Annotated in this window: 10 protein-coding genes and 1 pseudogene; 9 read left to right on the top strand and 2 right to left on the bottom strand. The window is 47.3% G+C overall.

Annotation, left to right across the window (positions count from 1 at the left end; all coding sequences use genetic code 11):
- The 4 genes and pseudogenes from ACTIE0_RS11040 to ACTIE0_RS11025 form a co-directional block, all read left to right on the top strand.
- Positions 1-68 (top strand): annotated as a pseudogene (locus ACTIE0_RS11040) (zinc ribbon domain-containing protein); the annotation flags it as partial.
- Between the two features lie 70 nt (positions 69-138).
- Positions 139-1,284 carry a Re/Si-specific NAD(P)(+) transhydrogenase subunit alpha gene (locus ACTIE0_RS11035; protein WP_006622028.1) on the top strand — a complete coding sequence of 382 codons (1,146 nt, stop codon included), beginning with the start codon at positions 139-141 and terminating at the stop codon, positions 1,282-1,284.
- A 145-nt stretch (positions 1,285-1,429) separates the two neighbouring features.
- On the top strand, positions 1,430-1,726 hold the full coding sequence (locus tag ACTIE0_RS11030) for an NAD(P) transhydrogenase subunit alpha part 2 (RefSeq protein ID WP_006617139.1): 297 nt from the start codon (positions 1,430-1,432) through the stop codon (positions 1,724-1,726).
- A complete protein-coding gene (locus tag ACTIE0_RS11025) occupies positions 1,723-3,132 on the top strand; it encodes an NAD(P)(+) transhydrogenase (Re/Si-specific) subunit beta (protein WP_006622029.1) in 1,410 nt (469 codons plus the stop codon). Before ACTIE0_RS11030 ends, ACTIE0_RS11025 begins: the two co-directional genes overlap by 4 nt.
- 79 nt (positions 3,133-3,211) lie before the next feature.
- Here the strand turns inward: ACTIE0_RS11025 and ACTIE0_RS11020 are convergent, their stop codons facing one another.
- Positions 3,212-3,835 carry a ParA family protein gene (locus tag ACTIE0_RS11020; protein ID WP_006622030.1) on the bottom strand — a complete coding sequence of 208 codons (624 nt, stop codon included), beginning with the start codon at positions 3,833-3,835 and terminating at the stop codon, positions 3,212-3,214.
- Between the two features lie 131 nt (positions 3,836-3,966).
- Positions 3,967-5,046: a tRNA 2-thiouridine(34) synthase MnmA gene (mnmA, locus tag ACTIE0_RS11015; RefSeq protein ID WP_006670839.1), complete on the bottom strand. Its 1,080-nt coding sequence runs from the start codon at positions 5,044-5,046 to the stop codon at positions 3,967-3,969.
- 306 nt (positions 5,047-5,352) lie between these two features.
- On the opposite strand from mnmA, the gene ACTIE0_RS11010 reads away from it, so the two are divergent.
- From ACTIE0_RS11010 to ACTIE0_RS10990, 5 genes are read left to right on the top strand one after another with little or no spacing between them, the layout of a single operon-like run.
- Positions 5,353-5,793 carry a hypothetical protein gene (locus ACTIE0_RS11010; protein ID WP_006622032.1) on the top strand — a complete coding sequence of 147 codons (441 nt, stop codon included), beginning with the start codon at positions 5,353-5,355 and terminating at the stop codon, positions 5,791-5,793.
- Positions 5,786-7,204: a GMC family oxidoreductase N-terminal domain-containing protein gene (locus tag ACTIE0_RS11005; RefSeq protein ID WP_006670838.1), complete on the top strand. Its 1,419-nt coding sequence runs from the start codon at positions 5,786-5,788 to the stop codon at positions 7,202-7,204. Before ACTIE0_RS11010 ends, ACTIE0_RS11005 begins: the two co-directional genes overlap by 8 nt.
- A 51-nt stretch (positions 7,205-7,255) precedes the next feature.
- On the top strand, positions 7,256-9,373 hold the full coding sequence (locus ACTIE0_RS11000; protein ID WP_006670837.1) for a hypothetical protein: 2,118 nt from the start codon (positions 7,256-7,258) through the stop codon (positions 9,371-9,373).
- Positions 9,366-10,424 (top strand): NAD-dependent epimerase/dehydratase family protein, encoded by a 1,059-nt coding sequence (locus tag ACTIE0_RS10995; RefSeq protein WP_006622035.1) that lies wholly within the window; start codon positions 9,366-9,368, stop codon positions 10,422-10,424. The genes ACTIE0_RS11000 and ACTIE0_RS10995 overlap by 8 nt, the downstream gene beginning before the upstream one ends.
- On the top strand, positions 10,424-10,990 hold the full coding sequence (locus tag ACTIE0_RS10990) for a YdcF family protein (RefSeq protein WP_006622036.1): 567 nt from the start codon (positions 10,424-10,426) through the stop codon (positions 10,988-10,990). The genes ACTIE0_RS10995 and ACTIE0_RS10990 overlap by 1 nt, the downstream gene beginning before the upstream one ends.
- Positions 10,991-10,997 lie beyond the last annotated feature (7 nt).

Here is a 10,997-nt window from a genome sequence, read left to right as displayed (position 1 = left end):
CTGTTACCTTAACCGGTAATAGTGCTATCGTCGCATTGTCCGGGAACAACCGGAAAAATGTCGCGTAAATGTATCAGCGCGAAATGATTTTGGTCAAGCCGTCGAAAAGGGACGGAGTTTGAGATATAGGAGTTTTTGATGAAAATTGCGATCGCCAAAGAACTAAATGTTAATGAACGCCGAGTGGCTCTGATACCGGACGTAGTATCTCGTCTGGTCAAACAAGGCTTAGAGATTTATGTGGAAGCCGGAGCCGGAGAAGGGTCTTGTTTCTCGGATGCTCTGTATGAGCAGGCGGGAGCCCACGTGATTACGGACTCAGCCAAGTTGTGGGGAGAAGCCAATATCCTGCTGAAAGTGAGTCCGCCACAAGAAGACGAAGTTGGCAAAATGGCTGAGGGGGCAGTATTAATCGGATTTCTCAACCCCTTGGGAGAGCCAACCCTGATCCAAAAATTAACCGATCGCCGGGTGACAGCCTTCAGTATGGAAATGGTCCCCCGCACCAGTCGCGCTCAAAGCATGGATGCCCTATCCTCCCAGGCTAATATTGCCGGATATAAGGCAGTTCTGATCGCGGCGGCGAATTTGCCTAAATACTTCCCGATGCTGACCACGGCAGCCGGAACCATCAGACCGGCTAAGGTCTTAGTTCTAGGGGCGGGGGTAGCCGGACTACAAGCGATCGCCACAGCACGGCGTTTAGGAGCCATCGTAGAAGCCTTTGACATTCGCCCAGAAGTCAAAGAACAAGTCCAAAGTTTAGGGGCTAAATTCGTAGATGTCACCTTAGAAGAAGATACGGTCGCCGAGGGAGGCTATGCCAAAGAAATCTCAGAGCAAGCCAAACAACATACCCAGGAAGTGCTAACCCAGCACGTGGCTGCCTCTGATGTGGTGATTACTACGGCTCAAGTTCCCGGCAAAAAAGCCCCCGTTTTAGTCAACGCTAACATGGTGGATCAAATGAAACCCGGTTCAGTGATTGTAGACCTAGCCGCCGAACAGGGGGGAAATTGCGAAGGTTCAGAACCAGGTAAAAACATCCAGAAAAATGGTGTCACCATCATGGGACCCATTAACCTGCCAGCCTCGATGCCTGTTCATGCCAGCGAGGTATATGCTAAAAACCTCTCAGCCTTATTACAACTGATGGTAACCAAGGAGGGAGAACTTGATCTAAACTTCGCAGATGACATCCTCGATGGAGCCTGTGTTACCCACGGCGGGGAAATTCGTTCCCAACGGGTTAAAGAGGCTTTGGGAGTTCCTGTGGGTCAATAGTACAGACCACAGGCATCTCTAGCCTCAAGGGTATCAGGTCTATACTCCCCTATTTGTGAGGGGGGAGCCGCTCCCCTCGCTGGGTCACTGAGTAAAAGTACGGTGACGAACAGCTAGACGCTTTCCAAGCTACTGGAGATATTGAATGACAACAGAAACTCTGATTTCGGCTTTATTTGTTTTTGTCCTGGCATCATTTGCTGGGTTTGAGGTGATTACGAAAGTGCCACCAACCCTACACACTCCCCTAATGTCTGGCGCTAATGCCATCTCAGGAATTGCGGTTTTAGGGGCGATTATTATTGCCGGAGAACAGGATTGGAACATCACGGTGATTCTGGGTATTGTGGCTGTGGTGTTGGCTACTATTAATGTTGTGGGTGGCTTTTTGGTTACTGACCGGATGCTGCAAATGTTCAAGAAAAAGGAGGTTAAAGCATGATCGACTTTCTACCAACAGGCATCGAGTTGAGTTATTTGGTGGCGGTAACCCTGTTTTTCTTTGGTCTGAAAAAGTTGGGGTCTCCAGCAACGGCTCGCAATGGGAATATCTTGGCATCTATTGGGATGTTAATTGCGATCGTGGCTACTCTTCTTAATCAGCAGGTTCTCAACTACGGCACAATTCTGATAGCGATCGCCATAGGTTCCGCTATTGGTGGCATCGCCGCCTATAAAGTCGAAATGACTGATATGCCTCAGATGGTCGGTTTGTTTAACGGTCTCGGTGGTGCTGCTTCTTCTATGGTGGCTGTAGGCGAGTTCTGGCGCTATTTAGCCACCGCTGATGCTCCCCCGCTACCAACTACTGTTACAGCGGTGTTAGGGGTTTTAATTGGCGGTGTCACCTTCACAGGCTCCCTCATCGCTTTTGCCAAACTGCAAGGGATTATGAGTGGCTCTCCGATTCTGTTTCCCTTGCAACAACCCTTTAACCTAGCCCTGTTAATTGGCTTTGTAAGCGCAAGTGTTTATATCTGTGTACAACCCTTCAACGTCCCTGTTTTCCTGGCTTTAGTGGGCATTTCTCTGGTGCTGGGAGTGCTTTTTGTTATCCCCATCGGTGGCGGGGATATGCCTGTGGTGATTTCCCTGTTAAACTCCTTCTCAGGGTTAGCTGCTAGTGCGGCGGGTTTTGTGGTGATGAATAACCTGCTGATCATTGCTGGGGCTTTGGTAGGTGCTTCTGGTATTATCCTTACGGTGATCATGTGTAAGGCGATGAACCGCTCGATTACCAACGTCCTATTTGCTGGGTTTGGTACGGGTGAAGGTACAGCCGCAGCGCCTAGCGCTTCTGGTGGTGCAACCAATAAGAGCGTTCGCAATATCGACCCGGAAGAAGGGGCGATGATGTTGGGGTATGCTCGGTCTGTGGTGATTGTTCCCGGTTATGGCATGGCTGTAGCTCAGGCACAGCACTCGGTTAAGGAACTGGTGGATATGCTAGAATCCTTGGGGGTGGATGTTAAATATGCGATTCACCCGGTGGCGGGACGAATGCCGGGACACATGAACGTTCTGTTAGCCGAGGCGAATGTTCCCTATCCGCAGTTGTATGATATGGATGACATCAACCCCCAATTTGAACAGACTGATGTGGCTTTGGTGATTGGGGCTAATGATGTGGTTAACCCGGCGGCGCGGGAAGATAAAAATAGCCCCATCTACGGAATGCCGATTCTGGATGTTGACAAAGCCAAGCATACTATTGTGATTAAGCGTGGTATGAGTACGGGATTTGCTGGGGTTGATAATGATTTGTTCTACAAGGACAAAACTATGATGCTATTTGGCAGCGCTAAGGATATGGTTGCTAAGTTGGCTTCTGAGGTTAAACAACTCTAGGCTGTTCCCATAATTTCCGGTTCTACTGACATCCTTCGAGTCCCATGGACGGCGGGGGATGTCTGTCTGTATTGGGGTTTTATTTTAGGCTTCTCAGGAGTTCGGCTACGACGCGCCGATAGTCTGATGCTGCTTCTCTGGCATTTTTGCTGCGAGACCTAATAATGGAAACGCCTTCTAGGGGACAGCGTTCATGGGCTTTGTAGGAGCGAATAAAATTCTGGAAAACTGGAATACCTGATTCCCGCAAGGACTTTTGAGCCTCAAAAGCATCTCCAATACTGCGGGGGTCAACTTTGGTGAGCAGGACTTTATAATCAATGTTAATGGGGGCGACGCGATCGCGTACAGTAGCCATTAAAGCTACTAAATCCATGGGTGCGGCTTGGCTGGGTAAAATTAGATAATCAGCTACCTGGACTACGGCGGCTAGGGATTCGGATTTCAAGGCTGGGGGAGTATCGACGACAATCATTTGCACCTGTTGAACTTTCCTTAACTGTTTCAGGAGACTGGGATTGGTTTCTTCTGAGACATCAAAGGGCATTTCTCCCTGTTCAACCCACCACATAGCAGAACCCTGGGGGTCTGTATCTACTAGGAGGGTTGAGAAGTTGCTGGAAAGTATAGCCGCGAGATTGACAGCGGTTGTGGTTTTACCAACTCCACCTTTCCCATTGGCGATCGCTAAAATTGTCGGCATTCTATCTGAATCGGATAACTTGCTTAGAAAACATACCACGAAAGGTGGTTTGGTAGCGCTTCGGCGATCGCCTCCCCGTACCAGAAAGCCCCAAGATAGAGCAGAACAAGCCTCTACTTTGGGGTTATGGGTTAACTGGTCGGACGTTCAATCACGCCGCCACCTAGGAGTAAATCTTCGGAGTACCATACAGCCGCCTGACCGGGGGTAATGCCGAAAATAGGCTCATCAAAAATCAGTCGGACTCTGCTACCAATTTGGGGGTCTGCTTCGGAAGATAAAGGAACCACGGTTACGGGTAATGGCTTACTGCGATAACGAATTTGTACCTCGGCGCGGATAGGTTCAGAAGGCGGCGCAATGGATACCCAATTAACGCGCCTAATAGTGCATTCGGTTTGAGTCATGCGATCGCGATCGCCAACTACTACCCGATTGCGTCCGGGGTCAATACTCAGGACATATAATGGCTCTGCTGCCGAAATTCCCAAGCCTCGGCGTTGACCGATAGTATAGTGGTGGATGCCATCATGTTCCCCCAAAACCCGGCCTTCCGTATCGACAATTTCGCCTTTTTTCCCAGTAATATATTTATCTAAAAAGGCGCGCATAGAACCATTCGCCTCCACCAAACAGAGGTCTTGGCTTTCGGGTTTATCAGCAGTTTTCAGGTTATACTGAGCGGCGATGCGTCTAGTTTCGGATTTCGGGACTTCTCCCAAGGGAAAAACCACACCCGCGAGTAGATCCTGAGTTAAATCATACAGAAAATAAGACTGATCCTTAGTGCGATCGACGGCTCGTTTTAACTGATGGCGATCGCATTGTGAATTATAGGAAACCCTAGCATAGTGACCGGTAGCGATGTGGTTAATATTTAACTCCGTAGAAGCATAACCCAGCATCGGGCCAAACTTAACCGCACGATTACACTGGGAACAGGGTAAAGGAGTAATCCCCGCCCCATATCCTTCCACCAAATAATCAATAATATGGGTTTGGAACAGATCTCGGCTATCGACAATATAATGGGGGATGCCAAGCTGTTCGCAGATATGGGCTGCATCTACCATACCCTCGGAACAGCATTGACCCTTACCCCGCATTAACCATAGGGTTAACCCCACCACCTCATATCCTTGGTGATGCAGAATCGCCGCTGCTGCGGAACTATCAACCCCTCCTGAAAGACCAACAACAATTTTTTGCATTGAAATTATCGCCTCTACCAATTCCACCCGTCGCGACACGACTATACAATAAATTATATGTTATCAGATCGATGGGTAGTAGGTTCGCGCTCCGGGAAACTCCCCCAATTTCCCCCCCGATACTATGAGCCACGACTAAAACGGGGTTTCTGTGCTAAATATCGGTAAGGAAACAGTTGTTGAGTTACAGCTTGTTCACCAGTCGCTTAATACATTGCCCTGACCTTGTTCACCAGTCGCTTAATACATTGCCCTCACCCTAAATCTGGATCCCAGAGTGGGATCCAGATTTTGAGAGGTGATCAGATGATTTCTGAACAGGCTGTAATTGGCGATCGCCACTTAACTTTGAAAAATCAGTCAATCCCATTGATAGCCATGACCCAAGTATTTAATAGTACCGCCTCCGCCCTCTGTTACTCAATTATTTGCGATCGCACCCCCACCGAGGAAACCCGCGAATTTTATCATAATGATGTCGTGCGATTTGTCCTGGAACAACATAGGCGAATGCCCGATTATCTGCAATTTCCCATCTGGCTATTAACCGTTATTTTCGACTGCTGGGGATGGCTAAACGCCTCACCCTTTCATCGTCAACCCCACCAGCTTCGTCGCCAACAAATCGAAGCCTGGAAAAATTCCCCTTTTAGCCCCTGTCGGGATTTGATGCGCTTTTATGAGAGTTTAGTGGTACTATGTTGGCAATCTTTGGTTAATTCCAATCAATGCGATCGCCATGTTTGAACCCCAATCCTGTGAAATTGCCGTCATTGGTTCCGGTCCTGGGGGTGCAATTACCGCCTGTTTATTAGCCGAAGCCGGACGGGATGTGCTACTTATCGAAGAAGGCGCTTTTCTTCCCCTAGAGTCCTGTGCGCCCTTTTCCCAGGAGGAAATGGTGCAGAAATATCGCAATGGGGGGTTAACAGCAGCCCTAGGAACCCCCAAAGTTCAATATGTCGAAGGTCGCTGTGTGGGGGGAGGTAGCGAAATCAACAGCGGGCTGTACCATCGAACCCCGGCGCAGATATTGGAGAGGTGGCGGACTGAGTTTGAGGTGGAAGGCTTAGAAGATGCTGACCTGTTACCCCATTTTCTAGCCTGCGAAGAGGCTGTTACTGTCTGTTCCCTACCAGGAAAACCCCCCGCCGCCTCTCTGAAACTCCACGAAGGCGCTATCAAGTTGGGCTGGGAGTCCCTAGAAGTGCCGCGCTGGTTTCGCTATGAAACCCAGGATGACCCGAATTTACCACCCAAGGGAACCCGCCAGTCAATGACTAAAACCTTTATACCTCGCGCTTTACGGGCGGGGTGTAGGTTGCGCTCAGAGACGCGAATTAACCGAATTGGTCGCCGAGGTCAAAAGTGGACTATGTGGGCTAATACGGGCGAAATTGAGGCGGAAACGGTGTTTATCTGTGGCGGGGCTATCCAAACCCCGGCTTTGTTGCGGCGCAGTGGGATTACTGACAATATTGGGAATTCTCTACAACTGCATCCGACGGTTAAGGCGATCGCTCAATTTTCCGAACCTGTTAACGCCCTTGATATGGGGGTTCCCGTCCATCAGGTTAAGGAGTTCGCCCCCCGGTTCAGTTTTGGCTGTTCGATTAGTTCCCCCCCTTACCTGTCGGTGGGAATGGTGGATCATCCTGAGTATATGGGGGAGGTACACCGCCACTGGGAAAATATGGCGATTTATTATGCCATGATTACCGCCTCCGGTCGGGGTTCCGTGCGTACCCTCCCCGGTTTTCGCGATCCTTTGGTGCGCTATCGCCTCACCGGTGAGGATTTGCGAAATTTGGGTGAAGGTTTGCGGAAATTGTCTCAACTGCTATTTGAGGCGGGGGCGATCGCAGTTTATCCCAGTTTGTCCGGTTTTGGGCGGTTGAAGAGAGACGATGGCGATCGCATCCCCGAAATTCTCCCGGCGGCGAGTACCAATTTGATGACGGTTCATCTGTTTTCCTCCTGTCCTATGGGAGAAAATCGTCGCCTGTGTGCGGTCGATTCCTTTGGCAAAATTCATGGCTTTGAGAATCTTTATATTGCTGATGGGAGTCTGTTATGTACCGCCCCCGGCGTGAATCCTCAAGGGTCGATTATGGCGATCGCTCGACGGAATGTGTTAAAGTTTTTAGACAAACTTTAGCTGTTGAATAATTACCAACTGCCAAAACTGTTCTAATTTCTGCCATCAATAATGTTGTTAATTCCCCGAAAAATAACAATTAGACCCACCACGGCTTTCTACCTGATTCCGGTTGTCATTTTAATGGCATTTGTGATCATCTACGGCGTGAGAGTTCCCCACTGGGATGAATGGGCGATCGCCACCATCTTTGAGAAAATAGCCCAGGGAAAAGCTGGGTTAAGCGATTTTGCCGAAATGTACAATGATCATCGCTACTTTTTCCTGAGATTAATTATCGTCCCCTTGGCATTTATTTCCGGTTGGGAGAAGATTTATGAAATCTTAATCGGGGTGTTATTTGCCATCCTTAACGGGATGTTAATTGTCAAAATTTCTCGCCAATGTTATCCAGATATTTCGCACTCCCGCCAATTCCACATTATTAATGGTCTATCCTGTCTGATTCTGTTTTCCCTAGGACAGTATCAAAATTGGCTGTGGGGATTACAATTGGGGATATTTCTAGTTAATCTGTGTGTGACAACTTCTCTCTGGGTTCTCAATTCACCGCCAGCCAAAAATAGCCTAATTTTGGCGACTCTACCCATCCTCATTGCCAGCTTCACATTAGCCCAAGGCATTATAGCATGGTTGGCGATTTTACCCACAGTTTTTTTAAGCCATACTCCCATCAAATCAGGATTAAAAAACAGCCTGATATGGCTAGGATTATTTGCCATTACTACCGCCGTTTATGTGCTGGGATATGACAGCAACAATCCCAGCAACTTTAACCTGTTGTATCTGCTCAATCATCCAGTGTTTTGGGTGCGGTTTTTTGTCACCCTATTAGGAGCGCCTCTAGGTTTCTATTCTGTGCCATTAGCCAATATTTTGGGGGTTTTGGTATTATTCAGCTTTGGGGGTGCGATCGCCTGGGGATATCAAAAAAACGGGTTCCAATTTTTAAAAACTGTCGCCCCCTGGATTAGTTTAGCATTGTTCGCCTTACTATTTGCAGCCATTACCACTTTTGGCAGGGTTGAAGCCGCATTATTTACCGATTTAGGGTTAGATTTTGCTTTGGGTTCCAGATATATCAGCAATTCCCTCTTTTTGTGGGTAGCGGTGTTACAAATTGGGTTATATTTCGCCAATGGAGAGGTTCCCCTTCTTCCCGGTAAACGGGGATTAACTGGTGTAGCGATCGTGATAATTTTTCTAACCGCAATTAATTCAGTATATGCCATTAACGAAGGTCAAAAATATCGGCAAATTTCTCAGCAGATAACCAGATGTCTGAAGGTGATCCAAGTTTGGGACGATCGCTCTCCTCACTGCTGGCGCTGGTTTAAAATTATCCCCTCTCGCGATCGCTTTAAACAAACAGCGATCGTCTTAAATGATTTGGGATTTATTGACAGTCCTCAACTACAATTTATCAAGAGTTCCGAAAATTATGGTGCGATCGTCTGGGACAATTCCCCAGGTGTGTTTTCCCAAAACCATGAAAATGGCCGGATTATATTGCACGGAAAATTACAACTTAATCCCCAGCTAGTTAATGACAATAATCAGCTGATGATACTTTCCAGGTCTTCAGAAGCCACAGCAATTTCTTACCCAGAGATTGACCAACATTTTTTTGGGGCTGCCATAGAAACAGCAGTTTTTAATCTGTATGAAAATACATCAATTCAAGCATGGATCAAGATAGGGGAATCCTCAGAATTACTACCTTTGGCGGGAGAAACTCAGATTAAAGTAGTTCTTGATGGCATCCCTAACCCCGGCTTTAACCGCCAACCTGAAAGCATTTACGGCTATATTAACCCCCCCCTCGCCACCTTAACTTTCAACCCCGGCGATCGCTTTATGCTAAACGGTTGGGCGGCGTTTGGCGATCGCGACCAACAACCCGATCGCGTCTTTTTTTCATATAGCGACCAGGACTTTTTCTTCGCCGACACTGCGATCGATTTGGAAACCCCCCAGGTGGCCGAATATTTCCATAGCGATCGCTACTCAAAATCTGGTTGGATCGCTGAACTTTCCGCGCCGGATATTCCCCCCGGAGAAACCACTATTCACGCTTGGGTTTATGATCCTGATAGGGGGGAGTTTGTCACCCTACAACGAGAAATTCCGTTAATTATTCTAGGAGGACCAGAGAGAGACCATGAGTGATCTAGTTTTAGTTACAGGTGCATTAGGCTGGTTGGGATTCAGTTTGGTCAAAGCCCTAGTTAAAGGACTCCCAGATATTGAGGCTTTTTCCCAACCCAGAAATAATCAGATTATTCGCTGTCTAATTTTACCCGGTCAAGACCCCGAAATTTTGAAAAACCTCTCCGATAAAATTGAAGTGATTGTCGGAGATTTGCGAAATCCCCAAGACTGCGATCGCTTTTGTGAAAATGCGAATCATGCCATTCTATTTCATACCGCCGGAATCATTCACCCTCCGCGCGTTTCCGAATTTTATCATATAAATGTCAACGGAACCCAAAACCTGTTAAATTCCGCCGTCACCAATCGCGTCAAAAGGGCTGTGATTGTCTCTTCTAATTCTCCCTGTGGTTGCAATCCCCACCCCGATCATTTATTTGATGAAAAATCCCCCTACCATCCCTATATGAATTATGGCAAATCCAAAATGCTGATGGAGTTAGCCGTTATGTCCATGCAGGAATCAGGAAAAATAGAAACCGTTATCGTCCGTCCGCCCTGGTTTTACGGGCCAAACCAACCCCCCCGACAAACCCTATTTTTCCAAATGATTCGGGATGGAAAAGGTCCCATTGTAGGAGATGGAAATAATTTGCGATCGATGGCTTATATAGACAATCTCTGTCAAGGACTTTTGCTATCAGCCGAATCCGAAAAAGCCAACGGTGAAACCTACTGGATAGCCGATAATCGCCCCTATTCCATGAATGAAATTATCGATACAGTCGAGAAACTGCTAGAATCCGAATTTAACCAAACTTGCGCCCACAAACGTTTAAAATTACCCGGAATTACCGGAGATATTGCCACCTTAGTTGATGGCACTTTGCAGAGTTTAGGATTATATCAGCAGAAAATTCATGTATTATCAGAAATGAATAAAACCATCGCCTGTTCCGTCGCCAAAGCCCAACGAGAATTAGGCTATTCTCCTACAGTTTCCCTAGAAGAAGGAATGCGTCGTAGTCTGAAATGGGTGTTCGAGAATTACCGAGGAATTGATAACTAATGGCTGATTATATCATCGTAACCGAGGGATTAACCGCTACAGAAGCCACTGCAGCCGTCGATAACTTATCCCCTTATTTTAAAGCCGTAATCTGTCAGTTAGCCGCCGATGCTGAACCCAATTCTCGCGTGTTTGTTGCGCCTGGTAATCCCTTCGGACATTCCCAATCTGAGGAAGATTATGCCGGGGAATTTCTCCAGCAATTGCGCCCAGATTTACAGGTTTTAGTTCCCCAAAATGTCCGAGATAAAACCTATTTAGATACCTTTGATAATGCGCGGGTATTGCGTTATTGGTTAAAGCAGGAAAAATATTGGCCCCTATACTCAGTAATTTTATACTGCAATAAACCCCACAGTTTCCGAAGTAGGATCATGTTTAAATCATGTGATTTTCCGGTGCAAAAAGTAGTAGGTTGTCGTCCTGAGAAGGTTGATAATTCTATGGCGATCGCCCCTCGATTATGGTTTTATAATTACCCGCCGATCCAATTCCTTTACGAATTAGCCACATTAGTTTACGATGCTGGGAGAGTCATTATTTGGAAGGTTAGCGGTAGTCCATAAAAACTTG

It is taken from the genome of Limnospira sp. (assembly GCF_051859755.1).
Lineage (GTDB): Bacteria > Cyanobacteriota > Cyanobacteriia > Cyanobacteriales > Microcoleaceae > Limnospira > Limnospira fusiformis.
The sequence above is the reverse complement of the archived record's forward strand: the minus strand, read 5'-3'. Positions and strand labels throughout refer to the sequence as shown.

What these genes read in the sequence shown, in the direction of transcription:
- ACTIE0_RS11035 (WP_006622028.1), top strand. Translation starts at nt 139, where the DNA reads ATGAAAATTGCGATCGCCAAAGAACTAAATGTTAATGAACGCCGAGTG.
- ACTIE0_RS11030 (WP_006617139.1), top strand. Translation starts at nt 1,430, where the DNA reads ATGACAACAGAAACTCTGATTTCGGCTTTATTTGTTTTTGTCCTGGCA.
- ACTIE0_RS11025 (WP_006622029.1), top strand. Translation starts at nt 1,723, where the DNA reads ATGATCGACTTTCTACCAACAGGCATCGAGTTGAGTTATTTGGTGGCG.
- ACTIE0_RS11020 (WP_006622030.1), bottom strand. Translation starts at nt 3,835, where the DNA reads ATGCCGACAATTTTAGCGATCGCCAATGGGAAAGGTGGAGTTGGTAAA.
- mnmA (WP_006670839.1), bottom strand. Translation starts at nt 5,046, where the DNA reads ATGCAAAAAATTGTTGTTGGTCTTTCAGGAGGGGTTGATAGTTCCGCA.
- ACTIE0_RS11010 (WP_006622032.1), top strand. Translation starts at nt 5,353, where the DNA reads ATGATTTCTGAACAGGCTGTAATTGGCGATCGCCACTTAACTTTGAAA.
- ACTIE0_RS11005 (WP_006670838.1), top strand. Translation starts at nt 5,786, where the DNA reads ATGTTTGAACCCCAATCCTGTGAAATTGCCGTCATTGGTTCCGGTCCT.
- ACTIE0_RS11000 (WP_006670837.1), top strand. Translation starts at nt 7,256, where the DNA reads ATGTTGTTAATTCCCCGAAAAATAACAATTAGACCCACCACGGCTTTC.
- ACTIE0_RS10995 (WP_006622035.1), top strand. Translation starts at nt 9,366, where the DNA reads ATGAGTGATCTAGTTTTAGTTACAGGTGCATTAGGCTGGTTGGGATTC.
- ACTIE0_RS10990 (WP_006622036.1), top strand. Translation starts at nt 10,424, where the DNA reads ATGGCTGATTATATCATCGTAACCGAGGGATTAACCGCTACAGAAGCC.